This window comes from Enterococcus sp. AMC1252, from assembly GCF_058216515.1.
In genome coordinates, this window is the sequence record NZ_CM177097.1 from 1,095,152 (window position 1) to 1,122,110 (window position 26,959).

General features: G+C 36.2%; 24 protein-coding genes. 22 read left to right on the forward strand and 2 right to left on the reverse strand.

The window, feature by feature from the left end; all coding sequences use genetic code 11:
• Positions 1–340 precede the first annotated feature (340 nt).
• The 18 genes from ligA (at position 341) to AC4BB5_RS05135 (ending at position 21,086) form a co-directional block, all read left to right on the forward strand.
• Positions 341–2,386 (forward strand): NAD-dependent DNA ligase LigA, encoded by a 2,046-nt coding sequence (gene ligA, locus AC4BB5_RS05050; protein WP_490458286.1) that lies wholly within the window; start codon positions 341–343, stop codon positions 2,384–2,386.
• A gap of 198 nt (positions 2,387–2,584) precedes the next feature.
• Positions 2,585–2,890: an Asp-tRNA(Asn)/Glu-tRNA(Gln) amidotransferase subunit GatC gene (gatC, locus tag AC4BB5_RS05055; RefSeq protein WP_490458287.1), complete on the forward strand. Its 306-nt coding sequence runs from the start codon at positions 2,585–2,587 to the stop codon at positions 2,888–2,890.
• The gene (gene gatA, locus AC4BB5_RS05060; protein ID WP_490458288.1) at positions 2,890–4,359 is read left to right on the forward strand and encodes an Asp-tRNA(Asn)/Glu-tRNA(Gln) amidotransferase subunit GatA; all 1,470 of its coding nucleotides are present in this window, start codon (positions 2,890–2,892) and stop codon (positions 4,357–4,359) included. Before gatC ends, gatA begins: the two co-directional genes overlap by 1 nt.
• Positions 4,359–5,789, forward strand: coding sequence for an Asp-tRNA(Asn)/Glu-tRNA(Gln) amidotransferase subunit GatB (gene gatB, locus AC4BB5_RS05065; RefSeq protein ID WP_490458289.1), 1,431 nt, complete (start codon positions 4,359–4,361; stop codon positions 5,787–5,789). The genes gatA and gatB overlap by 1 nt, the downstream gene beginning before the upstream one ends.
• Positions 5,790–5,805: 16 nt before the next feature.
• The gene (locus AC4BB5_RS05070) at positions 5,806–6,864 is read left to right on the forward strand and encodes a diacylglycerol kinase (protein ID WP_490458290.1); all 1,059 of its coding nucleotides are present in this window, start codon (positions 5,806–5,808) and stop codon (positions 6,862–6,864) included.
• Positions 6,865–7,133: 269 nt separating this feature from the next.
• Positions 7,134–7,823 (forward strand): nicotinamide riboside transporter PnuC, encoded by a 690-nt coding sequence (gene pnuC, locus AC4BB5_RS05075; protein WP_490458291.1) that lies wholly within the window; start codon positions 7,134–7,136, stop codon positions 7,821–7,823.
• Between the two features lie 15 nt (positions 7,824–7,838).
• Positions 7,839–8,480 carry a deoxynucleoside kinase gene (locus tag AC4BB5_RS05080; RefSeq protein WP_490458292.1) on the forward strand — a complete coding sequence of 214 codons (642 nt, stop codon included), beginning with the start codon at positions 7,839–7,841 and terminating at the stop codon, positions 8,478–8,480.
• 108 nt (positions 8,481–8,588) lie between these two features.
• On the forward strand, positions 8,589–9,956 hold the full coding sequence (gene rlmD / locus AC4BB5_RS05085) for a 23S rRNA (uracil(1939)-C(5))-methyltransferase RlmD (protein ID WP_490458293.1): 1,368 nt from the start codon (positions 8,589–8,591) through the stop codon (positions 9,954–9,956).
• Between the two features lie 1,024 nt (positions 9,957–10,980).
• On the forward strand, positions 10,981–12,081 hold the full coding sequence (locus AC4BB5_RS05090) for a tyrosine-type recombinase/integrase (RefSeq protein ID WP_490458294.1): 1,101 nt from the start codon (positions 10,981–10,983) through the stop codon (positions 12,079–12,081).
• Positions 12,082–12,537: 456 nt separating this feature from the next.
• Complete coding sequence (locus AC4BB5_RS05095; protein WP_490458295.1) at positions 12,538–15,297, forward strand: isopeptide-forming domain-containing fimbrial protein; 2,760 nt, start codon at positions 12,538–12,540, stop codon at positions 15,295–15,297.
• Positions 15,298–15,313: 16 nt separating this feature from the next.
• Positions 15,314–15,670 carry an EF2685/EF0750 family sortase-dependent surface protein gene (locus AC4BB5_RS05100; RefSeq protein WP_490458296.1) on the forward strand — a complete coding sequence of 119 codons (357 nt, stop codon included), beginning with the start codon at positions 15,314–15,316 and terminating at the stop codon, positions 15,668–15,670.
• Positions 15,667–16,476 carry a WxL domain-containing protein gene (locus AC4BB5_RS05105; RefSeq protein WP_490456765.1) on the forward strand — a complete coding sequence of 270 codons (810 nt, stop codon included), beginning with the start codon at positions 15,667–15,669 and terminating at the stop codon, positions 16,474–16,476. Before AC4BB5_RS05100 ends, AC4BB5_RS05105 begins: the two co-directional genes overlap by 4 nt.
• A 68-nt stretch (positions 16,477–16,544) precedes the next feature.
• A complete protein-coding gene (locus tag AC4BB5_RS05110) occupies positions 16,545–17,381 on the forward strand; it encodes a WxL domain-containing protein (RefSeq protein ID WP_490458297.1) in 837 nt (278 codons plus the stop codon).
• Positions 17,382–17,513: 132 nt separating this feature from the next.
• Complete coding sequence (locus AC4BB5_RS05115) at positions 17,514–18,611, forward strand: WxLIP family cell surface protein (RefSeq protein ID WP_490458298.1); 1,098 nt, start codon at positions 17,514–17,516, stop codon at positions 18,609–18,611.
• A 14-nt stretch (positions 18,612–18,625) separates the two neighbouring features.
• Positions 18,626–19,303 carry a hypothetical protein gene (locus AC4BB5_RS05120; protein WP_490456762.1) on the forward strand — a complete coding sequence of 226 codons (678 nt, stop codon included), beginning with the start codon at positions 18,626–18,628 and terminating at the stop codon, positions 19,301–19,303.
• Between the two features lie 13 nt (positions 19,304–19,316).
• Positions 19,317–19,934: a signal peptidase I gene (gene lepB / locus AC4BB5_RS05125; RefSeq protein WP_490456761.1), complete on the forward strand. Its 618-nt coding sequence runs from the start codon at positions 19,317–19,319 to the stop codon at positions 19,932–19,934.
• Positions 19,935–19,956: 22 nt separating this feature from the next.
• Positions 19,957–20,652, forward strand: a complete 696-nt coding sequence (locus AC4BB5_RS05130) for a winged helix-turn-helix domain-containing protein (RefSeq protein ID WP_490458299.1) — start codon at positions 19,957–19,959, stop codon at positions 20,650–20,652.
• 305 nt (positions 20,653–20,957) lie between these two features.
• The gene (locus AC4BB5_RS05135) at positions 20,958–21,086 is read left to right on the forward strand and encodes a hypothetical protein (RefSeq protein ID WP_010773187.1); all 129 of its coding nucleotides are present in this window, start codon (positions 20,958–20,960) and stop codon (positions 21,084–21,086) included.
• A 71-nt stretch (positions 21,087–21,157) separates the two neighbouring features.
• Here the strand turns inward: AC4BB5_RS05135 and AC4BB5_RS05140 are convergent, their stop codons facing one another.
• On the reverse strand, positions 21,158–21,520 hold the full coding sequence (locus AC4BB5_RS05140) for a MerR family transcriptional regulator (protein ID WP_490458300.1): 363 nt from the start codon (positions 21,518–21,520) through the stop codon (positions 21,158–21,160).
• 388 nt (positions 21,521–21,908) lie between these two features.
• Between AC4BB5_RS05140 and AC4BB5_RS05145 the strand changes: the two genes are divergently transcribed.
• Both AC4BB5_RS05145 and AC4BB5_RS05150 read left to right on the forward strand, forming a co-directional pair.
• Entirely contained in the window at positions 21,909–23,108 is a 1,200-nt protein-coding gene (locus tag AC4BB5_RS05145) for an MFS transporter (RefSeq protein ID WP_490458301.1), read from the forward strand.
• 285 nt (positions 23,109–23,393) lie between these two features.
• On the forward strand, positions 23,394–23,633 hold the full coding sequence (locus AC4BB5_RS05150) for a helix-turn-helix transcriptional regulator (RefSeq protein ID WP_490458302.1): 240 nt from the start codon (positions 23,394–23,396) through the stop codon (positions 23,631–23,633).
• A 1,529-nt stretch (positions 23,634–25,162) separates the two neighbouring features.
• Here AC4BB5_RS05150 and AC4BB5_RS05155 read toward each other — a convergent pair.
• The gene (locus AC4BB5_RS05155) at positions 25,163–25,537 is read right to left on the reverse strand and encodes an iron chaperone (RefSeq protein ID WP_490458303.1); all 375 of its coding nucleotides are present in this window, start codon (positions 25,535–25,537) and stop codon (positions 25,163–25,165) included.
• A 109-nt stretch (positions 25,538–25,646) separates the two neighbouring features.
• Here AC4BB5_RS05155 and AC4BB5_RS05160 point away from each other — a divergent pair, with 109 nt between their 5' ends.
• Complete coding sequence (locus tag AC4BB5_RS05160) at positions 25,647–26,195, forward strand: DUF1697 domain-containing protein (protein ID WP_490458304.1); 549 nt, start codon at positions 25,647–25,649, stop codon at positions 26,193–26,195.
• A 295-nt stretch (positions 26,196–26,490) separates the two neighbouring features.
• Entirely contained in the window at positions 26,491–26,952 is a 462-nt protein-coding gene (locus AC4BB5_RS05165; RefSeq protein WP_490458305.1) for a hypothetical protein, read from the forward strand.
• The last annotated feature ends 7 nt before the right edge of the window (positions 26,953–26,959 follow it).

Below are 26,959 nucleotides of genomic sequence, written 5' to 3' on the forward strand. Positions count from 1 at the left end.
GTATTTTTAATGAGGTTAAACGAAGCTGCTATGCTTTTGCTTTGAAACATGCCAAGAAATACAATGAATTTATGAGTTGATATTGATTGGTAAGGTGACTGAAAGGAACGTTGCTTCCGTTAGTTGTTTTGATGTTGAAAAGTACAAGGTCTAGCGTAGCGAAACGTTGCTACTATTCTGAACGAGCTCTTTCAGCGTTTAAATTTATCTAGTTGCACAAATCAATTCTTATGAAAATAGATAACTTAGCAGCGAAACAAAGAACATTTCAATGCTAAGTTCCTAATTTTCTATAGGATTAACCGATTTGTTCCACTTTTAATATTAGGAGGGATTATTCATGGCACAAGCGCCGTTGACATTAGCCGAAGCAACAGACAAAGCAAAAGAACTACGAGCTCAGTTAAATCAGTATTCCCATGAATATTACGTTGCTGACAAACCGACCGTAGAAGATTATGTCTATGATCGCTTGTATAAAGAATTATCAGACATAGAAACCGAATATCCAGATTTGATTACTTCTGATTCACCAACTCAGCGTGTTGGTGGAAAGATTTTACAAGGATTTGAAAAAGTCACTCATGAAGTTCAAATGTATAGTTTGAATGATGGTTTCAGTAAAGAAGATATATATGATTTTGATGAACGTGTTCAAAAATTAGCTGGAAAACAAGTGAGTTATTGTTGCGAGTTAAAAATCGATGGGTTAGCGATTTCATTAAAATATGAAAATGGTAAATTCATTCAAGGTGCGACGCGTGGTGATGGGACTGTTGGTGAAAATATCACTGAGAATCTGAAAACGGTCAAATCAATTCCTTTAGAGTTGAAAAAACCGATTTCTGTCGAAGTCCGTGGCGAATGTTACATGCCGAAGCAATCGTTCGTCAACTTGAATAAAGAACGTGAAGAAGCTGGTCAAGATGTATTTGCTAATCCAAGAAATGCAGCTGCTGGAAGCTTGCGTCAGTTAGATACACGCATGGTTGCTAAAAGAAATCTAAACACCTTTTTATATACTGTGGCTGATTTTGGACCAATGACGGCACAAACTCAGTTTGATGCATTGAATGAACTATCAGAAATTGGTTTTAGAACCAATCCAGAAAAAATACTGTGCCAAAACATCGATGAAGTTTGGGCTTATATAGAAGAATATCATGAAAAACGCTCGGAGCTACCATATGAAATCGATGGGATCGTGATCAAGACCAATGATTTCATGATTCAAGATGAATTAGGTTTTACTGTTAAAGCACCTCGTTGGGCGATTGCTTATAAATTTCCACCAGAAGAAGCACAAACAGTAGTTGAAGAAATCGAATGGACGATAGGTCGCACAGGTGTCGTAACACCAACGGCTGTGATGCAGCCAGTTCGTGTGGCTGGTACAACAGTTAGCCGAGCAAGTTTGCATAATGCCGATTTTATTGCAATGAAAGATATTCGCTTGAATGATACAGTCATCATTTATAAAGCAGGGGATATTATTCCAGAAGTTGCCCAAGTTTTGACCGAAAAACGAGATGAGAATAGCCAACCATATGAAATACCAACTCATTGTCCAGTTTGTAATAGTGAATTAGTCCATCTAGATGAAGAAGTTGCTTTGCGCTGTATCAATCCAAAATGTCCAGCCCAAATCAAAGAAGGACTGAATCATTTTGTGTCTAGAAATGCTATGAACATCGATGGTTTAGGACCTCGCGTGCTCGAACAAATGTATGATACAGAATTAGTTGCTGATGTAGCTGATTTGTACTTTTTAACAGAAGAGCAGTTGATGACTTTAGAAAAAATCAAAGAGAAATCAGCAAATAATATCTATCAAGCTATTGCTTCAAGTCGGGATAATTCTGTTGAGCGTTTAATTTTTGGGTTAGGTATTCGTCATGTTGGTTCTAAGGCTGCTAAAGTTTTAGCGGAACATTTTGGTGATTTACGAACAATTAGCAAAGCGACAAAAGAAGAAGTCGTGGCTTTAGATTCTATAGGTGAGATCATTGCGGATAGCTTGGTCACTTATTTTGATAATGAGGAAGTTCATGAGCTAATGGATGAATTGGCCAAAGCGGGCGTTAATTTTGAATACAAAGGCATTCGAACAGCTCAATTGGAAGCTGTAGAATCACCATTCAAGGATAAAACAGTTGTTTTAACAGGGAAGCTTACACATTACAATCGAGAAGAAGCAAAAGAAAAAATTGAAAATCTAGGTGGTAAAGTAACTGGCAGTGTTTCTAAGAAGACTGATATCGTGGTCGCCGGCGAGGATGCTGGTAGTAAGTTAACTAAAGCACAAGAGCTTGGTATAGAAGTGTGGGATGAACAGCAGATGGTCACTGCATTAGATAATAGCTATACAAAAGAAGAAACTGAATAGTTCGAAAACGAAATAAATCAAACTTTCAGCCCTATTTTTACATTTTCAAACTATTTTCTTCCATCTCTTCCAAAATATCTTAGAAATTTATGATAGAATAAGAAAAAAGCTGTTTTTTAACGTAAAATGTCGTTAAGCAGTATAAAAATGAACTAGTGAACTCTTGAGTGGGTTTTTCTAAAGGAAAGAAGGGTATCCATGGCAATCAGTGAAGAACAAGCAAAACATGTAGCCAAATTGTCTAAACTGTCTTTTTCTAATGAGGAGTTAAAAGACTTTACAGATCAATTAGGTAAAATTATCGACATGGTGGAATTATTAGAAGAAGTCGATACAGAAGGTGTTCCATTTACCTCTAATGTTGCAGAGTCAATCAATGTGATGAGAGAAGATGTAGTAACACCAGGTATGGATCGCGATGAATTAATGAAAAACGTACCGGAATCAGAGAATGGCTATATTAAAGTGCCAGCGATTATTGACAATGGGGAGGCTGGTGCATAATGGAGAAATTATATGATAAGTCACTAACAGAATTGCATGATTTACTTGTCTCAAAAGAAATTACTGCAACTGATTTAACTCAAGCAACGTTAAAGCGCATCAATGAAACTGAAAAAGATGTTGATTCATTTATTACCATCAGTGATGAAAAGGCGTTAGCTTTAGCAAAAGCAATCGACCTTAAAGGCATTACTGAATCAAACCCTTTGGCGGGCATTCCGATTGGGATCAAAGATAATATCGTAACAAAAGATATTTTAACAACAGCAGCATCTAGAATGTTACACAACTTCAATCCAATTTATGATGCAACAGTGATGGATAAAGTTTATCAAGCAGACATGATTCCTGTTGGAAAATTGAATATGGATGAGTTTGCGATGGGTGCAAGTACAGAAACATCTTACTTCAAGAAAACGAAAAACGCCTGGGATCATTCTAAAGTACCTGGTGGTTCTTCTGGTGGTTCAGCAGCAGCTGTAGCAGCGGGACAAGTTCCGGTTTCTTTAGGAAGCGATACGGGTGGAAGTATTCGCCAACCTGCTTCATTTAACGGAATCGTTGGAATGAAACCGACTTATGGACGTGTGTCTCGCTTTGGTTTGATTGCATTCTCTTCAAGCTTAGATCAAATTGGACCAATGACAAGAAATGTATCAGACAATGCGTTGGCATTAAATGCAATCAGTGGATTTGATGAAAAAGATGGCACATCTGCTGGCGCTTCTGTTCCTGATTTTACTGCTGGTTTAACTGGCGATATCAAAGGAATGAAAGTTGCGTTACCTAAAGAATATTTAGGTGAAGGTGTTGATGCGGGTGTTAAAGCAGCTGTTCTTAAAGCGGCTGAAACATTTAAGGCATTAGGGGCAACTGTAGAAGAAGTTAGCTTACCTCATTCTAAATATGGTGTAGCCGTCTATTATATCATTGCGTCCTCTGAGGCAAGTTCAAATTTACAGCGTTTTGATGGTATTCGTTATGGTTACCGTTCTGAAAACGTGAAAAACCTTGAAGATGTATATGTAAACTCACGCTCTGAAGGATTTGGTATCGAAGTAAAACGTCGTATCATGCTAGGTACATTCTCGTTAAGTGCAGGTTATTATGATGCTTACTTCAAAAAAGCGGGACAAGTTAGAACATTGATCAAACAAGACTTTGATGCTGTTTTTGAAAAATATGATATCATCATTGGCCCTGCATCACCGACTGTTGCATTTGGCTTAGGTGAAAATATTAATGATCCAATCACGATGTATATGAACGATTTATTAACGATTCCAGTTAACTTAGCTGGTTTACCTGGTATGTCAGTGCCAGCAGGATTTTCAGAAGGCTTGCCAGTCGGCTTACAAATCATCGGAAAACCATTTGATGAAAGTACGATGTACAAAGCGGCTTATGCATTTGAACAAGCAACTGATTTCCATACGAAAAAACCTGTGATCTTAGGGGGGAATGACTAATGAACTTTGAAACTGTCATCGGACTTGAGGTCCATGTAGAATTAAAAACAAACTCTAAAATCTTTTCACCTGCACCCGCTCATTTTGGTGCAGAACCAAACAGTAATACAAACGTAATCGACTGGGGTTACCCAGGCGTGTTACCAGTCATGAATAAACAAGCACTTGAATTTGGTATGAAAGCAGCACTTGCATTAAATTGTGAGATCTCTAAGGATACTCATTTTGACCGTAAAAACTATTTCTATCCAGATAATCCCAAAGCTTACCAAATTTCTCAATTCGATCAACCAATTGGGCACGATGGTTGGATTGATATCGAAGTGGAAGGCAAAACAAAACGTATTCGTATTGAGCGCGTTCATTTAGAAGAAGATGCTGGTAAAAATATTCACGGTGACGGAGGGTATTCTTATGTTGACTTAAACCGTCAAGGGACACCTTTGATCGAAATCGTTTCAGAAGCTGACATGCGTTCACCAGAAGAAGCGTATGCTTATTTAGAAGCAATCCGTTCAATCATCCTCTTTACAGGCGTTTCAGATGTGAAGATGGAAGAAGGCTCAATGCGTTGTGATGCCAATATTTCTTTACGTCCATATGGTCAAGAAGAATTTGGAACAAAAGCAGAACTTAAAAACTTAAACTCAATGAGCTTTGTTAAAAAAGGTCTTGCGTTTGAAGAAAAACGTCAAGCGAAAGTGTTATTGTCAGGTGGAGAAATCCAACAAGAGACGCGTCGTTTTGATGAAACAACGAATAAAACACTATTGATGCGTGTTAAAGAAGGTTCAAGTGACTACCGTTACTTCCCAGAGCCTGATGTTCCTCGTTTTGCGATCGATGATGAATGGATCGAACGTATTCGTCACAGCTTACCAGAAATGCCAGCTTCACGTCGTGCTCGTTATATCAAAGAACTAGGCTTACCAGAATATGATGCAATGGTTCTAACACTGACAAAAGAAATGTCTGACTTCTTTGAAGCAGCGCTAAATGAAGGTGTAGATGCTAAACAAGTATCTAACTGGTTGATGGGTGAGGTTTCAGCATACCTAAATAGTGAAAAAATCGAATTACCGGATACAAAATTAACGCCTGCAAATTTAGCAGGTATGATTACATTGATCGAAGATGGTACAATCAGTTCTAAAATTGCCAAAAAAGTCTTTAAAGAATTGATTGAAAACGGTGGAGATGCGAAAGAAGTGGTTGAAGCTAAAGGCTTAGTTCAATTATCAGATCCATCACAACTACTACCAATCATTAATGAAGTATTAGATAATAACCAGCAATCTGTCGATGATTTCAAAAATGGAAAAGACCGCGCAGTAGGATTTTTAGTTGGTCAAATCATGAAAGCAACGAAAGGTCAAGCCAACCCAGGTGTTGTGAATAAATTATTACAAGAAGAATTGGCAAAACGCTAGAAAGCAGCAGATGATTATGAAAAAAGCAAGAGTGATTTATAATCCAACTTCAGGTAAAGAGTTAGTCAAGAAAAATCTAGCTGATATTCTTTCTATAGTAGAAGAATGTGGATATGAAGCCAGTGCTTTCGCTACAACTCCAGAAGAAAATTCCGCAAAAAATGAGGCACGACGAGTTGCAGAATTGGGCTTTGATCTAATTGTTGCAGCTGGCGGTGATGGAACGATCAATGAAGTTGTGAATGGCATTGCTCCTTTAGAAAAACGACCGTCTATGGCGATCATTCCTGCTGGAACAACCAATGACTATGCAAGAGCCTTAAAAATTCCTAGAGATAATATTGTTAAAGCAGCAGAGGTCATCAAAAAAAATCAAACAGTCAAAATGGACATTGGTAAAGCCAAAGATAGTTACTTTATTAATATCGCCGCAGGTGGTCATTTGACAGAATTGACCTATGAAGTCCCCTCAGAACTTAAAAGTATTTTTGGTTATCTTGCTTATTTAGCAAAAGGAGCAGAAATGCTGCCTCGGGTGAAACCTATAAAAATGCGGATGGAATATGATGAAGGAGTCTATGAAGGGAATGCTTCGATGTTTTTCTTAGGACTGACTAATTCTGTTGGCGGCTTTGAAAAGATTGCACCTGATGCAAAACTCGATGACGGAAAATTCTCATTGATTATCGTAAAAACAGCCAATGTTTTTGAGATTTTACATCTAGCAGCTTTAATGCTCAATGGTGGTAAACATATCGAAGACAATCGGTTGATCTATACAAAAACCAGTCATTTATATGCTGAAACGCTAGAACCAAATAGCCGTATGATGATCAACTTAGATGGTGAGTACGGCGGTGATGCACCGATGGAATTTACGAATCTGCACCAGCATATTGAAATGTTTGCTAATGCAGATGCGATTCCGTCAAATGCGATCATGGGGTCTGTTTTAGATGATTATGATGGTGAATCGGATGATGAAGATGAGTATCTTGAGACAAGTAAAGAATTTGTTAAAGAAGTTGAACGTTTGACTGAGGAAGATATTGATAATAATGGGAAAATTGGTTAATCGTTTAAAACTAATAAAAAAGTATCTAAGGCAAATTTACCTTAGATACTTTTTTATTCTATTAAATCTAACTGAAGCATGAAAAATTATCCTGAATACAATATATAGATTTTTTAAAATTAAAAAACACAATATGTTGTATAAAAAATGTCTCATAATCGATAAATGAGAAGTGTTCTCATTGACTTATGAGTGGAACAAGGGTAAATTAAATAAGTCGTCATCACTGCAGAAAATGGTAAATATAGTAAGTGAAAGGTTTGTTTGAGATGGGTTCAAATTTTATAATAAATGATTTTAAAGGTTGGCAAAGAAAAAGCTATCTTTTTTTATTCGCGATGATTTTTGTACAATTAGCAGCTTTTGTTTATAATCCGTCTAGCTGGATTACATTAGTAGGTGGCTTATCAGGTATTATCTGCGTCAACTTAATTGCCCGAGGGAAGGCTAGCAATTATCTATTCGGATTTATAAGTGCATTGATCATAGGCTATTTTGGCTTTAAAACGCGCGTATATGCAGAAGTTTTACTGCAAACCTTCTATATTATAATGGATATCACAGGCTTGTATGCATGGCTAAAAGTCAGCACAGATGGCTCTGGGAATGTGACAGATGTAAAAACTTTGAAAGGGATTCAGTGGCTGTATGCGGGATTCGTTTGGCTGGCAATCGGTGTTGTTGCTTACTTTATTTTAGGATTCATCAATGATGCTCAACAATTGCTAGATGCGATAACCTTTAGCGTATCAGCAACCGCAATGTTATTGATGATCAAGAGATATCAGTCGCAGTTTGTTTTTTGGTTATTAGGGAATATATTTTCTATAGTATTATGGTTTAGAGCAGGAACGCATGCTGGTGGCGATTATGCGTTATTCATCATGTATTGCATGTATACAATCAATTCCATTTATGGCATGATTCATTGGTTAAAAATGAAAAAAAATAATCATTAATAGGTAGGGAGTTCGATGGCAGTGATCGTTTTAGCAGGTACAATTGGAGCAGGGAAATCAAGTTTAACAGAAATTATTTCAGAACATTTAGGATCAGATGCTTTTTATGAATCGGTTGATGACAATGAAGTTTTGCCTTTATTTTATGCGGATCCTAAAAAATATGCATTTTTACTACAAATTTATTTCTTAAATAAACGGTTCGATAGTATTAAACAAGCACTTTCGCATGAAAATAATGTATTAGACCGCTCAATCTATGAAGATTCTTTATTATTTCATTTAAATGCAGACTTAGGAAGAGCGAATGATACGGAAGTCAAAGTGTACGATTCTTTATTAGAAAATATGCTAGAAGAGCTACCTTATGCAGCAAATAAGAAACGCCCAGATTTACTAGTGCACATTAAAATATCATTTTCTAAAATGTTAGAACGTATTCAAAGACGTGGTCGTCCTTATGAGCAAGTGGAACAAGATCCAGCTTTATATGATTATTATAAAGAATTGAATCGTCGTTATGAAAAATGGTTTGAAGAATACAACGAGAGCCCTAAAATTCAAATCGATGGAGATAAATACGATTTTATTGAAAGTGAAGAAGCAAAAAAACAAGTGATCAAGCTCATTGAAAATAAACTAGCAGAAATCAATTAATTAGAAGGCTTAATTTTTAATTCTTTTCGCTTTAGAAACAAACTCTCTATTGCTTTTCTAGCAGTTTTTCATTAGAATGAGTGAAGCGCATAAAAGAAGGAGCGACTTATGAATAATTTTCCCGTGAACAAAAATGAAACAATCGAAGTTGATATTATTGATCTGACACATGAAGGAATGGGTGTTGCCAAAGTTGATGGTTACCCGCTTTTTATAGAGAATGCTTTACCAGGTGAAAAAATCGAAATCAAAGTACTGAAAGTCGGTAAAAGTTTTGGTTATGGAAAAGTTGTAACGATTCTAAAATCAAGTGAAAACCGTGTACCAGTCAAAGATGCGAACTTTACTAAGGTTGGGATCAGTCCATTACAGCATTTAGCGTATGGCGCTCAATTAACGTTTAAAACGGATCAAGTAAAAAACGTAATGCAACGTGTAGCAAAATTACCAGATGTTCCAGTATTAGACACACTAGGCATGAACAATCCATGGGGTTACCGCAATAAAGCTCAAATTCCAGTAAGAAAAATCGATGACAAATTACAAACAGGTTTCTTCAGAAAAAATAGCCATGATCTAATCCCATTAGAACATTTCTATATTCAAGATCCTAAAATCGATGAAGCAGTCATCAAAATTCGTGATATCATGAGACGCTACAGCATCAAACCATACAACGAATCAGATAACACTGGTAACTTACGTCATATCGTCGTTCGTCGTGGTTATCATACAGGAGAAATGATGGTTGTCCTAATTACTAGAACACCGAAATTGTTCCCATCAAGTAAAATCATTCCTGATATTTTAGAAGCATTGCCGGAAGTTGTTAGCATCGTGCAAAACGTTAATCCAAAGAAAACCAATGTGATCTTTGGAGATGAAACGATTCTGTTGCATGGAGAAGACAAGATGATCGATACGATCTTTGGGTTGAAATTTGAAATCTCATCTCGTTCATTCTATCAAGTAAATCCACAACAAACAGAAGTGATGTACAATAAAGTTAAAGAATACGCGGCGTTAACTGGTGATGAAATTGTTGTTGATGCTTACTGTGGAATCGGTACGATCGGGTTGACTTTAGCCAAAGATGCAAAACATGTTTATGGTGTGGAAGTCATCGAAGAAGCAGCGAAAAATGCTGAGAGTAATGCAAAATTGAATAATATTGCCAATGCGACATTTACAGCAGGCTTAGCGGAAGAAGCGTTACCGCGAATGATCGAGAATGACATCAAACCAGATGTTGTGATTGTTGATCCACCGCGTAAAGGCTTAGAAGCAAGTTTAGTGGAAACCTTGATCGAAACAAAACCTAAACGAATTGTTTATGTGAGCTGCAATCCAGCAACATTAGCACGTGATCTTGCGCTACTTGTTGAAGGTGGCTTTGAAGTCAAAGAAGTCCAACCAGTGGATAATTTCCCGCAAACAACTCATATCGAGTCGGTAACGTTATTACAACGAAAGTAAACATCTATATCTTATTATTAAAATACAATGAATAACAATTGACTGAAAAAGCCTTTATTTTTAAAGGCTTTTTTATTTTTCACATCTACTTAAAGAAAATATATATTAATCGTATTTGAATTAACGAGGAACAATCTTATTGCTAGGAAAGAATATAGAATTTGTAATTTTTTCTATAGTTTTTTTCTGATACAACTTAAAAATACTTTTTTCAGAGAATACTTATGTATCTATAAAAGAGTCAATGGGTTCAGGATTTTTAGTGATTTTGATCTAGCTGAGAAAAGTCTTATGAGATAATCATTGATATTGTAAGGTTAAAGATATCCAAAGTTATTCACTAGATAATTCAACTTTGATTGTATTTGAAGTAAATAGTAACTATACGCATATTTATGAAGGTATAGCCAATTATGTAGAGAAAAATTCCCTTTATATTAAAAAATAAAAAATATTTTTTTTCTATACATGCTAAATTAATAGTGCCAGATTTATACCAAGAAGAAAATCTTATAGTGGACACAAAGCAAATAGAAAAACAGTAATGAACTAACTATATTCTGGTGAATTTGATCATCTATATCGGGTATTTTATACGTAGTAAAGCAATTAAGGAAGAAATTATAAAGAAGATTGGTAATTCAATTTTGTAAAGTAGTAAAAGTGTTAATCAATATCTCCTTCAAACAAAGGAGATATTGATAAAAAATACACATATTAGTGTTGTATAAATATAGTATATTAAAAAAATAAACATTTCTTATTCCTATATAAAATAAGAAATGTTTATTTTTACTTTAAAGAAAACTAACTAACAAAGTTTATTGTATTGTTTTTTTTTAACAAAATCAATAGCAATAACTATCGTTTTACTCTCAAGTTTTTATATTTTAAGGTAAAAAAATGAGAAAAACTAAGTATTTTACTTTTGTATTGAGTAAGTTGGTGGAAAGTAGAAGTGATATTGGTTGTTTTTTTCCGCCGTCAATTCCGCCGTCAAAACGTAGAAAGGATTTGATTATTTTTGGCTAAGGGTGAAAATATTTACAAACGAAAAGATGGTCGATGGGAGGGACGATACCCAAAGGCAAGAAAGGCTGATGGCTCTATTCATTATGGGTATATTTATGCTCGATCATATCGTGGTGTGAAAGAAAAAATGATTGATAAAAAAATACAATCAAAAAAAATTTATATGGGAATAACAAAAGAATTTCACGGATCTTTTGGGGATTGGGCTCATCTATGGTTAAATGACATTATTTTTCCGAAGGTGAAAGAAAGTACATATGCTAGTTATAGCAATAAACTACAAATACATATATTACCTCTACTGGCAACAAGACCGCTAAAAAAAATTACAGCATCAGATATGGACCAGTTAGTGGTACATTTGTCGAAAACTTTAGCTGAAAGTTCTATTCACATTATTTTCCGTGTGGTTAAAAACTGTTTGGAGGCTGCAAAAGAACGAGGCTATCTTTATTTGAATCCGTGTGAACATACAGCACTGCCAAAGATTAAAAAACAACAAATCCAAGCTTTATCACGTGCTCAACATAAAGCAGTAGAGAAAGAAAGTTTGAAATCAATGAAAGGATTACCTGTTTTGATTGCTTTAGAAACTGGAATGCGGATTGGGGAAATTTGTGCTCTTAAATGGGAAGATATTGACTTTGCTTCATCTGTGTTGAAAGTTCGCCGTACGAAGCAAAGAATTGCTTTGGCAGGTATTTCAGGACAAAGGACTAAACTGGTTGAGACTAGCCCTAAAACAACAAACGCAGAGCGAATCATTCCTCTTTCTAAAAAGCTGCATGAAGTGTTAGTTAAATGTCAAAATCAAACAACCTCTTCTTATGTAATAGCAAACGGAGAAAATTCTATAGAACCAAGAACTGTTAATTATCGGTTTGAACGAATCAAGCAACGATTAGGTTTAATTAACGTTCCTTTCCATGCGTTACGTCATACTTTTGCGACCCGTTGTGTAGAACTGGGTGTTAATATTGCGGCAATAAGTTCTTTATTGGGACATTCCTCGATAAAAATGACTTTAGATACATACACGAATTCTTTTTTAGAAGATCAGCGTGCAGCTATCGATCAATTGGCATTCATATAATTATTTCATTTTTTAACTTAAATAGGGAGTAATATTCCTTTTTTATATTAAATAACTATTGTTCTTTAATTTTGATTTATTCGCACTTTTTTCTAAGATTATCTCTCACATTCTTACAAAAGATTTTTTTTTAAATATCTCCGCCGTCAAATTCGCCGTCAAAGATAGGTGAAATACCTATGAGATAAGAGGAAATAAAGAAAAATCTTGTTTTATATAGGAACAAGAAATGAAAAAGAGTTTTTCAGAGAAATTCTAATTTAATAATACTATAATCTGGAAAAATAAAAAAATATTTCGAATACAATTATCTTGGTTTTCAATTTTTATACCAACCATCGTTCAAAAAAACTAAAGCATATAGGGAGGAGCTCCTGTTATGATCGGCAAGTTTTCTTTGAATGTAGGCTGATATAAAAAATGAAATATATATTAAATTGCGAAAGGAGGAAAAATGTGGAAAATAGAATTACTCAAAAAATCACTTTGGCTATGATTGTTCTTTTTGGTATAGTAGGGGGATTCTTCTTTGAAAGCAGTGTGTTGGCTCATGAAGCAAGTGATAAAGAGAGTGAATTGTCAACATTATCTCTTGGAACAAGGGCTGCTTTACCATCATTTAATTGGCGATTGTTAGATACAGATGATATAGATTTGTCAACCTTTCAAAAAGTAGATGTGAATACACCGGTTAAATTAACAGGTGGGGCTTTTTCTACTAAGCAGAGGGATTATTATATGTACTTTGGTCATGCTGCTAAGGGAGAAGTATTTAACTTTAGTACTGGTAAATTTGAGGGGGGGAGTATCTATGCCAAAATAGATACGACTGATACTCGAAGATTAGCTTTAACAGGTCCAACCATGATTGGTGTGAAAAAAGGGACAACTGGGAAGCAACAAGTATTTGGTTTTGATTATGCTTATACCTCGGGCGGCTTTGGAGCTTCCAATAGTAGTTTTGATATTGGTGTGTTAGATGATTTAACTGGAAAAATATATTCATCAGGACGAATAGTTTCACCAACAGTGGGCCCAATTGCACATGAATATATAACAGAACAATATGTAAAAGAGAATGAAATTATCTCCTATGGATACTTTTTACAACATATTAGGGGAACTAATGTTGCGCCAAAATATGACTATTTACCAGTAAGAGTTCATGGCTACGTAGCTGATTTTAAAAAAGGTAGAATCCGCTATGATGTTAGTTTTTATAATCAAAATAACGGGCAGAAGAGCTATGCAATTAATCACTCGTCTCATATGGATGTTGGTGGAAATCACACGTCTTCTAGGTTGTTTTCGTATGGAACAGGCGGTCTTTATTTCAATGAACCTGAAAAGACAATCGCAGATGGGATTCCAGCGCGTATTTATTTTTATACGAATATTGGCTATCCAGAAGGCAGTAATATACCAACAGAGTATCTATGGGGGGATTTAGGCAGTAGTACACATAAAGTAGGTTACTTTAGAGAGATGGATTCAGCTAAGTTTGTTGAAAAAGCTGGAGGTCTGGATGAGCCTTATCGCCCTTGGTCAAATAACTATTTACCGATGCATGAGGAATACTTGTTGTCTCATCCTATTTTCTTGATGAGGTGGCCAAAAATAACCATTCCAAGCAACAGCGTTGGAACTGCAACTTTAGACATGTCAATTGAAGAGCCAGAACTCATGAAACCTGTTGTAGATAAGTCATACAAGAACACAACTTCAACTAAAGGAGAGAACATGGTCGGAGACATCCTTGACTTTGAAGTTACGGCTTCAAATGATGGAGACATGAATCCTTGGCAACAAGTTACTTTAGAAGATAAATTACCTACGGAATTAGAACTTGATACCAACTCACTCGTAATGATTGACGTAAATGGAGTAGAGTCATCTTTACCCGCATCCATTTATGATCCAGGAACGCATACTTTTTCCATAGGTAAATATGATATTGGTGCAAAAAAATCAATTACAATCAAATACAAAGCAAAGATTGTAGGTGGTTCTCAAACAACGATTATCAATCGCTTTAAAGGATACAATGATAAAAATGATGAAGACGAAGTCGAGCTGGCAATTACTGTAAAAGGAGAACCCGCCAAACCTCAAGCCGCTAAAACATACACCAATGACACATCAACCGATGGAAAAGATCGCGTTGAGGATATTCTGACCTTCGAATTAACGGCTTCTAATGCAGGAGACGCTCTTTGGAAAGAAGTATCGTGGAATGATCAATACCCAGCGGAATTAGAAGTGGATCAATCGTCCTTTGTCCTTGTTGACAACAAGGGAGCTGAACAATCAGTGACGCCGATGTTTATGTCATCACCGCCATCCTTTATGCTGATTTCCCCCGTACTAGATGTAGCGAAAGGGGAAAAAATAACCCTAAGATATAAAGCGAAAATCATCGCAGGTGAAAACACGACGCTCACAAATAAATTTACAGCGTATACCTTTAAGGACTCTACGATAAAAGCTGAAGCGCAAGTGACGATTCCAGTATTACCGAAAAAACCGTTAACCAAAGAGCTTACTATTCACTTTGTAGATAAAGCAGGCGGAAAAATCGCAGAACCGATTGTTCGAACTGAAACCATTGGCTCGTTCGTTAAACTAAAAGAAGAAGCAGATACGGTTGGTTCGGCGCTTTACAATGCGATTGAGGCTGTCAAAGCGCAACAATATAACCTTGTTGAACGCCCCACGAATGAAGCCTCTGTTGAAATAATTGATGGAGTCAATGAAGTGACCTATGTATTTGATGGGAAACTCATGCTTTATTCTGCGCCTAATACGATTAATTTCAGCACACACAAATATGATGGGAAAACCACGAGGGTGAATGCGCCAGTGTATGACCAAGATTTAGTGGTCAAAGATGGCCGTTCCGTTAAAGACAAATGGACGTTAACGGCTAAGCTAACTGCTGAAATGACCCATATAGACCCTGCGCATCAAGACAGTATCTTGAAAAATGCGATTCGTTATGTCTATGAAGGAAAAGAAATCATCTTAGATAAGGGTGCTCAGCCGATCATGGTGCATAAGAATGAGGCAGAAAAAGATCTCTATAACATTAGTACGACATGGAATGGAACCAAAGCAGGAGATGGCTTCAAGTTAGAAGTCGACCCAGGCGATGTCAAAAAGTTGGGCAGTTACCAAGGCGAAATTCTGTGGGAATTAGCCGCGACGCCTGATCCATAAGAGAAGGAGGAGAGATATGAAAAAAAGCTATAAACGACTAGTTTTCGCTCTGTTGCTTCTCATTGGAATGGGGGCGACGAATACACAAAAGGCCTCCGCAGAGGGCGGTCAAGTAACGACCAATGGCGTAGTTGGTTTCTATGAAGAATCAAGCGCTGAGCCGATAAGCTCTAGCACCAGTGAACCGCCAAAACCAATGGAAATCAGTTCTTCTAAAGAATTCCCAAGCACAAAACCAAAAGGCAAATTGCCGAGTACGGGTGAAATCATCCAAAGTCCATTTACATGGATCGGTGTGTTACTGGCTCTAGGGGCCGTACTTCTGTTTTTACGAGTGAAGAAAAATCGGTCAGTGAAGGAGGAGGATCAATGAACTACTTAAAAACAATCCTTCCTCTTTCTTGCTTGACTCTGTTAGCACTGGGCTTGCCAACTGCAGGTTATGCCGAAAGAAATGACTTAGCTGGGACGGGAAACATCGAAATGATCGGGGGAATCCCGAAACAGCCGATCGATCCAGAAAACCCAGAAAATCCAGTAGACCCTGGACCAAGTCCGTCAACAGATGGGCCATTGCGTATTGATTTTGTTTCCTCTTTTAATTTTGGACAGAACAAAATCGAGAAACAGAACCGACAGTTCTTCGCCAATGCCCAATTGTTTCACGATGGCACAACGCCCAGAGGGAGTTATATCCAAATTACGGATGAACGCTCAGATAAAAAGGGTTGGACGTTACAAGTACGACAAGAATATCAATTTAGAAACACAATCATTCAAGAAAAAGAAGCCCAAGAATTAAAAGGAGCGACCTTGTCTTTAGACCATGGATGGGCCAATAGTGTCTACACGTGGGAGACAGCGCCCCTTGTCACCAAAGACACGATCGAGATTTCAGAACTGGCCACCACTCAAAATGTTGCGATTGCCGAAATAGGCAGCGGGAAAGGCCAGTGGACGATCGAGTTCGGGGCATCCGAACACAACCATAATCAACAAGAAAACACTCTGTTTCCAAAAACAACGCCATCTGGTGAGGCGATTGTAGACCCAGACTTTGAGCAGCAACAAGTTTATGGAAACAAAGCAATTTTCTTAACTGTTCCAGAGAGAACAGTCATCAAGCCAGTGCAATATGAAACAGAATTGACCTGGATCTTGGCAGCTTTGCCAACTTAATTGGAGTTCACTTGTGCAAGCAAGTAACTATATAAAAAAAACACACACATTTTTAGGAGGAAAACACAATGAAAACAAGAACACTATGTACGGTTGCCTTAGCAGCCATCGTTTCAGCATCACTAGCAGGAAGCGCAACGGCTTTTGCGGATGAGCATTCATTAAAAGGAAAAGGGATCATCGAAATCATTGAAGACAATGGCGACAATGAAGATATCGATCCAGAGAAACCAGGGACAATCAAACCTGAAAACCCAGATACTGTAGACAAAAACCCAAACTTTGGTCCGATTACGATTGACCGTATAGCCGTATTGAATTTTGGGCAACAAAAAATATCTACAAAAACAGAAACGTACACAGCGGCAGAAATTCCAGTGACAGAAGTTGCCCCAGATGGCACAGAAACAGCAGGGAAAGTACGTGGCCCTTACGTACAATGGACAGACAAACGTGCTGGAGATGACCATAAGTACGCAATCAAAGCAGAAATGACAAAACAATTTACACACACAACAAAAGCAGACAAAACATTAGAAAAAGCAACGATTTCGTATAAAAATGGTTTATTAAATTCAACACAAGAAAATGTTAGCTACTGGCCAGCAGGTGAACCAGGGAACTTCATCTTAAGTATGGCTGACCCAGCTAATGCAAATTCAGGGAAGCAGTTAGTCTTTGATAATACAAAGTCTACAGGAGCGGTTGGTTTAGGAACGTATTCTGCAGAATTTGGACAATCAGCTGACTTTGAAGCAACGAATGTTTTACGTCCAGGCGCACCTATTACAGGAATCGGTGAATCAGCTAGTTCAGTTACTTTAAAAGTCCCTGCTCAAACGATTGAATTAGGCACTTACCAAGCAGATATCACTTGGTCAATTGAATACACACCAGCACCATAGTCGTTTCACGAGACAATAGAGAACACGTTTCTTCACTAAGGATAGCCCTTACGTGAGAATAGCAAGAACAAGAGGTTGGCAGATACTAACTGTCAGCCTCTGTTCATTATTAAGTAAAGGATGACGAGCCAAATGACAAAAAAGAACACATACATTTTATTCTTGATGATGATGATGATCGGACTCATCAATGCCCCAGTCAATACATATGCCAAAGCCCCCTCAGCCGAAGACGCGCAAGGCGCGACAGGTTTTTATTATGAACTCAATTATCCAGAGAATCAAAAAGAAGAAAATGGGTATTTTGATTTAAAGATGAGCCCCGGACAAAAACAAGAAGTCAGTCTCTTGATGAAAAATCTAGGCGAGGAAGAATTAACGATTGGGATCAGTCTGAATGGCACGAGAACGAACTCTAGCGGTGTGATTGAGTATGGACCTAGCCAAATTGAAAAAGATGCGTCCTTAAAATTTGATTTTGTGGATTTAGTAAAGGCACAGGAAACGGTCACCTTAGCCCCTAAAGAAGAAAAAACAGTCCCTATTACGATTACAATGCCAGAAACGTCATATGACGGGGTCATCGTTGGGGGAATTCAATTAAAAACGGTTGAAGAAGAGACAAAAGAAGAGAAACCCGTAAAAGAAGGGGCAAATATTGCCAATAAATATGCGTATGTGATTGCGATGGTGCTTCAAGAAACAGACAAAGAAGTCAAACCCGAACTCGCCTTGAACAAAGTAGAAGTGGGGCAATTCAATTATCGCAATACCATTTTTGTGAATGTCTCTAATACGAAGGCCGCTTTTTTACGAAAATTATCAATGGAAGTGCAAGTCACACCAAAAGGAAAAGCAGAAGTGTTATACGAAACGAAGAAATCAAGCGTGAATGTCGCGCCCAATACCTTTTTCCATTTCCCGGTTACGATGAATGGGGAAAAAATGGTGCCAGGGAAGTATACAGCGAATATCCTAGCGACAGCTGGGGATCAAAAATGGACATGGCAGGAAGACTTTACGATCACGGATGAAGAAGCAGATAAATTTAACCAAGAAGACGTCGACTTAGTACGAGAAAAAGGCGTAAATTGGCCCTTGATCATTGGGGTAGCAGTGGGAATATTCGTCGTTGTGGTGGGTCTTTTAGGCGGCATTCGCTTCATGAATACTAAAAAGAAGGAAAAAGACAGAAAGAACAGAAAAAAAGAAAAAAAGAGCACGAAGTAAGGTAGGGGACAGAAATGACTGTATTGGAAATCACTATACTCGTGCTTCTAACATTGACGATCCTTAGCGGATTACTTTTCCTTTTGGCCTTCTTTTTCTTCATCAAAACGACAAAAGAAACCAAACGCCTTGCAAAAAAGCGAGGAAAAGGGGCAAAACGGAAACGACAACTTGCTCGAAAGCGGAAATACTTACAGGGGCAAAAGAAGAAAAACAAGCGTCGAACCATCCTGTATTGCATCCTAACCCTTCTATTCTTTGGCGGTAGTCAAGGGGTGTCGTATTACCAAGCAATGAGCTTAAGTCATAAAGATGAAGATTCGGTAGTAAAAAGTTACTTTTTATTGAATGATTTTGAGGAGCAGTTGGAAAAGGCGAAAATGGAAAGTGAAAGCAAGGAAAAACTAAATGGGAATATCCGTTATTTAGCGGGGGCCATCACTAGTTATGGCGCCAATAAAGCGAGTGAGTTGAACACAGAAGAAGGGCAGTTGACCTTGAATCGTTATTATAAAGCAATGTTGGATCTCGGGACGAATGCGATGCGTATGACCGATGGTTTTTATGGAAATGACGAAGTGGTCACAGAGTATCAAGCAGATGTCAAACGTATCCGCGGGTATCAAAAGAAAGTATTTGAGTTGTACAAGGTCGATGAAGCAGCGTTAAAAAAAGCCAAAAGCAAGTCTTAAGTAGGATCTGATCATGAGCAGAAAAAAACAACTCCCCCCTTCACGTAATAAGCAACCTCAACGTGGGAAGTCCAAAAAGCGAAAGCAGGAACTTAAGAAAAAAGCCCGGCGTAAAAAGCAAAAACAGCTACGAATAGAACTCATTTGCGGCTTAATCCTCACGTTATTCCTGCTCTATGCGCAATCCTTTTTCTTTTTTAGTGTAGCGAAAGTAGACAGTTACGCAATGAGCCCAACCTTGAAGCCCGGGGAGTATGTGTTGGTTGAAAAACAACAACGGATCCAGCGCCATACGATAGTGTTGATCCAGCGTAAAAATGCACAGAAACCTGAGTTAAGACGTGTGATCGGGTTACCCACAGAGAAAATAGCGTATACAAAGGATCAATTGTTTATTAATGAAGAAGAACGATCAGAACCTTTTATCGCTTCAGAAAAAAAAGCAGCCTTTGAGAATGGCTTTGTGTATACCAAGGCGTTTAGCTTATATGAACTAACGGGAAAACAAGAATTACCAGACGATTCTTATTTTGTGATGGGAGATAATCGTTTGTATTCAACAGATAGCCGAGAGTATGGTGTGATAAAAAAAGAAGAAATCATCGGTGTAGTGAACCTAAATCATCGATGAGAACGGTAGAGAGGAGAATAGGATGTACAAAGTAGGAATCGTTACGTTTGAAGAAAATAGCGTGAAAAGTGACGTGCAATGGCCAAGAGAATGGCAAGTGGGCGTGATTGGTTCACAAGAACAGTTAGAAGAAAAGCCATATGATTTACTTCTGATTTATGAGCAATCACTGGAGCAGATTGCGGGAATTTGTGAATATTTATTGCATGCACGAAAAGTAACGAACGCATTATTATGGGTTTGGACCACATTAGAAAGCGAAAGTACGCGAAAAGTTTACCGAAGCTTGGGTGCCGATGGAGTAGTGACCAATCAATTGACGATGGAAGAGTGGCTTTTGACTCTAACCAATCATTTAAAACGGTTTAAGACAGACCTAAAAAGCAAAGAAGTTGATTCTCCTTTCGTTGAAGAAAGAGAAGGACTGATTCAGCTAAATGCAAGAAACAGTACCGTAAAAATAGGAGAGCAAAAAGCGATCCGCTTGACGCGTTTGGAGTATCAAGTGATGGATTTGTTATATAGAAATGCGGGACAAGTGGTGACGTATGAAGAGATATGGGATGAAATATGGCAACAAGAGGGAGAAGACACCTCTAATACGTATCGAGTCAGTAATATCGTTTTCCACTTGCGAAGTAAACTTGAACGAGATATCAAACAGCCAGAAGTGATTAAAACTGTACGTTCTAAAGGTTATTTGATAGTTACAGAATAAAGGTAGATACAGATTATTATTATGTTTCATAGCATGAGGAAGGATTTCTCATCAACATCTTAAGCCACAGCATTAAATAATATAAAATGAAGTGTTATTTGGTAATATAATACGCCTAGAAATAATTGGATATATTTGCTTTATTTTTATACTTTTGAATATAAAATATTGAGCTTGTGGAAACGAAAATGGTTGAGGGATCTATGCCATAAGGAAAATAGAACTTTTATAGTCAGTCCAATATACGTATCAAAGGTTGACAAGCTGTAAGAAGTCAGGTACTCTTTTGACAAGGACGGTGTAAAATGGATACAAAGAAAAAAATGCTAGAACTAATTAAGAAAAAACAAGGTGGCGGCCGCTCAAAGCAAATGGAAACGCCTAAAAATGACCGTAAAAATATGCGTAAAGGTCCGAAAATCTATAATAAATAGATTAAGGGATAGTGACTGAAAACAAATTTTAAAAGCATATCAAAACTATTTATTAGTTTTGATATGCTTTTTTAGTTTCTCTGTACTCTTTTTTTATAAACACCGATTTTATAATCAAGCATGTCAATTCCCTCTTGAATTTGCTTCATTTCAGATAAAGCAATCTCTTTTTGTTTCTTCAACAAATCTAACCGATTTTGATTAGTAGAATCTCCTTCATACCACCAAGCTAGATATTGTTTTAAATCTTCAATTCTCATGCCTGTTTTTTTCAAGTGCATAAAAAAGTCAATCCATTCTTTATTTCGGTCGTCATAAATTCGGATATTATTCTGATCTCTTTTTACCGTGATCAAACCTTCTTTTTCATAAAAACGCAGAGTATAAGGCGTAAGACCAGTCATTTTTGAAAATTCATGAATTTTGTAGGACACCTGGATTCCCTCCCATGTTATCAATACTTTTATTTTACCACTTAGAGTTCACTCTAGGGCAAACAAAATAATATAAACTTTATCACTTTGATTCTTACTTGACTTAGAGTGCACTAGAAGAGGTATCCTAAAATAAATAATGAAGAATCGGTGGGATTAAGAGCAACAAAATATTAAGTGGCTAAGCGTTTTTCTTTAATGATTTTTCAAACCATTTATAGATAGTAATTTGGCCAGCAGACTTTAAAAGAAATTCGATCATCGGTCCCGCTTCTGTTAGTTGTTTTGATTCGATAAACAAACTATATCAAAGGGCAATCAAGAACATATTTACAGTTGATAAAGAAAACGTACAATGATGTATGGTTGTAATTTAGGAGGGAAATAAATGGGGAAAAATAAAATGAAAAAAATATCGATTTTAGCTGTATCTTTAGTTGTTGTATCTGGTGGAGCGATAGGCGCAAATATCCCAGAAATGGCAAAAACTTTTTCGGATGTGCCATTGTCATTGGTAGAAATGTTAACAACGATTCCAGCATTGTTTATTATTCCAGCTGTTTTATTGAGTACTAAAATTGCTAAGTATTTAGGATATAAAAGGACTGTATTGATTGGATTGGGAATTGTTCAAATCTCAGGGATTATCCCAGCTCTAACTACTAATTTTATGCTGATATTCGTCTCTAGAGCTTGTTTTGGTTTTGGAGTAGGATTGTTTAATTCTGTATTGGTTTCTTTGATCAGTTACTTTTATCAAGGGAATGAGCGAACAGCAACAATTGGCTTTCAAAGTGCTTTTGAAGGAATTGGAGGTATGACGTTGACGTTTATGGTGGGCCAGTTGTTAAAAATCAGTTGGCAAACATCATTTTGGATTTATCTGATTGTTATTCCTATTTTAATTCTATTTGCTATGTTTGTTCCAAATGTTTCTGAACAAGATATTAGACAAAGTCATATCATGGAGGAAACGAGTCATGAAACAGCTGAAGAAAAATGGCCAGTGAGAACAGTAAGTGCTCTGGAATTTATAGGGTATGTTATTTTGCTAATAATTGTTGTTTGTATTTATATGTCAATCACAATCAAAGGGACATTGCTGATGACTTCATTAGGCTATGGTAATGCCACAGACGGAAGCAATATTATGTCGTTAATTGGTCTAGGTGCGATGGCAGCAGGATTTTTATTCGGTTATATATTTAACATAACAGGAGAGTGGACATTACCGATTGTTTTTTTGCTGATGAGTGGAGCGATGGTTTTGATTGGTTGTTCTAATAGTGTCACAGTGACTGGAATTGGTGCAATGATTTGTGGTTTTTCGTTTAGAACGTTCATTCCATATTTATTTAATAAAGTCAATGATGGACCCGCGCATCAAGCAGCATTTCGGACATCACTACTTTTAGTCGGTTTTAATATTGGTTCTGCATTTTCTCCTTATGGAATTGCGTTGATAGATTTTCTGTTAGGATTTAATACATTACGAAGTACATTCTTTTCAGAAGCTATTATTTTGTTGGGGTTGGCGATGATAACAGTTGGAAGTCGTCTAATTGAAACAAAAATTGTTTCTAAATAATAAAATAGAGCGGGAGTATCTAGATAAAATACTTTTCATCTAGGTTTAAGGTTGAGCGAAACTATATGTTAGTTTTGGCTCAATCTTTTTTTTATAAGAAAAAAATTTTAATTGTGTACATTGAAACTATTTCCTACTTTACGATTTTATGTTAACATTAAGTTAACTTATATACTATAAATAGTAAAAAATAGATATTTAATCATGGGAATACGTGTATAGAATAAAACTAAGATATATTAAATTTTCTTACACTTGCAAAAAGTAATCAGAAAGGAGTCTTGAATGGTTAAAAGCAAAATAATAGATGTACATATAAGTACATATCGTTCAAATCTTGAAATGTCACTAGACGAACTTGCAGATAAAGTAGGTGTCGCAAGACAAACAATCGCCAATCTAGAAAAAAATAAGCATAATCCATCTTTACTATTGATGTATGCTATTTCAGAAGAGCTAGGAACTAAGATTGACCAACTTGTTACGTTTGATAAATTGGAAAATGCACCTTATAAAGATGAATGAATTGAAGAACTCTTAGTAAATGAAGTTGATTTTGAAGTTATTAGATAAGGTTGTTATATTTTAAGAGATTAAATATATAGTTCCAATAGAATGTTCCAATTAAATCTTGATGCTAATCAAGAAAGAACCTATAGAGAATAGAGGAATAACTATCCTAAACCGTAAATAGAAAGTCCATAGAATAGCCACTTAAGTAGTTTTTATAATAGATTCAAAAATACATTTTTTAATTAAATATAAAAACAAACAGCTGCTTAACCTAAGTTGTTAAAATGGTTGGGTTGGTTGTTTACTTAAAAAGGAATAGCATCATGGATAAACAGCTGTTTGAAATAGTAGGTTCTGCAATCCCACTATTTTTTAGTAGAAAGTTGGGTTCTGTCTTCCGCTAGGCAGAATCCAACCAATACAAACGCACTAGAGCACATTCGTTACTTTTGCAATTTAGTCTGGTAGATCTAGGAAATTATTTGTTTGCATGTTTATTTTTTCAAAGCATTTATTTTTGTACGCATTGACTCGGCAACCTTTTTCAGACTAGATAGAAAAGCATGGTGAGCGGATGGCTCTAGTGATGTCAGTTCGTAAACACGAAGAGTTTAATCTGAAAAGTGTTAAGAAAAAAGGAGAACTTAGTGTTTACTCGTTATAAAAAGAGCGAAAAAATACGGTATTGGTCACCAACCAATACCGTGCAAGAGTTCAACGAATAAGCACTAACCATTTAAAATACTAAAAACTGTAAGAAAACACTAGTATTTCTTACAAAAATTAGGTAAAATAAATAAGTCAATGTACATTGACTCAGGCAACTTGTATTGTCAGTTCTGGCTGACGATACAGGGCTCTGTAAGAGGATTTGCTGTCTTCTTACTAGAGTGCCTGTTTATTTTGTTTTTCGCTCTAATTATCTAATAATAGATGCAAAATCAAAAAATGGTATTAGTCAGCAACTAATACCATGAAGCGTTCAGTAAATAAGCATTAACTAGGCACATTGAATTTGTAAAAAAGACTAGTAATCTTTTCTTACTTTTAGTACAATGAGAATAGTCAATAAACTATTGACGGAGGCAACTTGTATTATTAGTTCTGGCTGATAATACAGGGCTCTGCGGGATGATTTGCTGTCCTCCTGCAGAGCGCCTTTTTTATTTAATTTTGTAATATTATCTTAACTTAAAGATAGGAGTTTAGTCAATAAAATTTTCGAAATAGTAAAAATTAAACGCAGTGAGTAAAAAGTAGATGTAGTGTTATAGGCATAGGTGTATTTTTCTCTAAAGAAATTCTTAATTTTTTGTTCGTCTTTGTGAAAGGGTACTTGTCAGTTATTTAAATACTCTATACATATAAAACTCTACAAAAAATCCCATCTCAACCAAGATGGGATCAATTCTTATTTTATCTTTGGGGAAGATAATTAAGTAACTCTCTATGTCTAAATAATAATAGATTTAAACCGATTTCGCTACTTCAATAAATTCTTATCGATAAAACTTTTTTGAATAAAGGCTGTTTTATAAAACTTATTCTCGCCAAAATTTCGTGTAATCAATTTTCTCTTGAACATTGTAGTCAATGATTTTTTTTAATAATGAATAATCAATCGACTGATCCCAGGTTATTTTGATGATATTATCTGTGTGTTGATAACCTGATTGTTCAATGTCTCTTTTGAAAGCTGAAATTGTGACAGTTTCTGGTGCGATTGAAAGATGCTTTTTGGACGTGCTATATGCAATAATAAAGGTCCCGTGATCAGTAAACATAGGCTGATTCCATTTTATTACGACACTAAATTGTGGGTAGGTTTTCATTGTCCAGTTAAATAGTTCTTCTAAACGTTTACGATGTTCAGGTTCACTAATACTTGAAAAAAATTCATTTATATCTTTCATCATTATGGCCTCTTTTCTTCCTAGTTGTAGTTTTCTTTATTATAATATAGTTGCAACGTTGAAGAAAATATTTGCTTTAAATAAAATGATTGATTAGTTGGAGGGATATAACATGGCAACATACATTGCCTTATTACGTGGTGTCAATGTCGGTGGGAAAAATAGAGTCGTTATGGCAACGTTAAAAGCACGATTTGAGCAACATGGATTTAAAAACGTCATTACGTATTTGAATAGTGGAAATGTTGTTTTTTCTAGTGAAGAAACCGATGTTTTTCAATTGAAAAATGACTGTGAAATGCTGATTAAATCAGAGTTTGGACTTGATATAACTGTTACTATTGTTCTAGGGACTGATTTGTTAAAAGCATTAGAACAGATGCCAAAATGGTGGAACACGGATAAAGATTCAAAGTACAATGTTATTTTTTTGATTCCACCAACGACAACGGAAGAAGTGATCGCCTCTGTTGGTGAAGCAAAAGTAGAGTATGAAAAAGTAGCGTATCATGAACAAGTTATTTTTTGGACCGCCCCGATCAAAACATTTTCTAGAAGCCGCTGGTCAAAGGTTGTTGGAACGAAGATCTATAATCGAATTACGATCCGAAATGCCAACACCGTAAATAAGCTTGCCGAGCTAGTACAAAGAAATAGTTAAAAAGGGCTTGTCTTGGAGGTACCTCCAAGGTTTATATTTTGAATACGTACGTTTAGCTAATAGTGGTGATGATCAATAGTAAAATTGCCAAAGACAACAAATATGATTGATAAACCAAACAAAAAATCGGTGGAACAAACTAAAGTGTTGAAAAAAAAACGTAATAAATAGCTGGAAAATCATTTGGATATGAAATGATTTTCCAGCTATTTGTGTACCATATTGAAACTGTCCTATTTTATGCTTATAATGAGTATTACGTAAAAAGATGGAAATGTGCTGGGGGAAAAGAAAAATGTGGCAGTTTATAAAAAATAATCTATTTATGATCAAAAGAGCTGGTTTATTGTATAATATGAAACCTTGGACTACTTTTTTTCTTACGTTGATACTTGGGGCAACGGGAATTCCTAGGCTTTTAAATAGGAATTTTATTTCAGGAGGTATTTTACTTTTTGTATTTATTGTTTCTAGTGATTGGGATAATGATATACTTATCTGGATCGGCTTTTTTGATGCGGTTACGAGTCTTTTTTATAGAGAACCTGAACCAAAAAAGAAATCTGCTGAGGATAAGCATAAAGTCACGAGGGCCGCAGTAACAAAGAATATTACAGAAGAAAAAACCAAAGTAATGCCTCCTGTCACAGAAAAGAAAGAGGCTAAAATAGGAAACAAAATCTGCCATTTTTGCGGGGCACCAATGCCTTCAAATGAAACAGTTTGTTCTTATTGTAGAATGGCAAGTACCCAATAGAAAGTTG